The organism is Longicatena sp. 210702-DFI.1.196 (assembly GCF_020563125.1).
GTDB lineage: Bacteria > Bacillota_I > Bacilli_A > Erysipelotrichales > Erysipelotrichaceae > Longicatena > Longicatena caecimuris.
Map to the genome: position 1 here is coordinate 1 of NZ_JAJCPX010000137.1, position 252 is coordinate 252.

Consider the following 252-nt stretch of genomic DNA (forward strand, 5'->3'; position numbering starts at 1 on the left):
GGCAGTCCAGAAGGCGGCGTATTCTTCCTTGAGTGTCTGGCGGAAAGCCGGGTCATTCAACTGCTCCGTCAGGCGGCGGGTCTCCTCCGGGAACCCATTGCCTCTGATTTCTGACAGGCAAGACAAATATCCTGCTTCTCTGGCTTCCTCGCTGAAATCGTGGTACAGATACCAGAGCTTTTCTGCAAGGAGGGAGCGTTCATAGCCTGCCGCTTCTGCAAGCTCCACATTGGAGGCAAACTGGCCGCTCTC

1 protein-coding gene is annotated in these 252 nt (G+C 56.3%); it reads right to left on the reverse strand.

Features of this window, described 5'->3' with window-relative positions; genetic code table 11:
* Positions 1-252: hypothetical protein (locus LI241_RS15680; RefSeq protein WP_227151509.1), on the reverse strand; the 252-nt coding region annotated here is incomplete at both ends.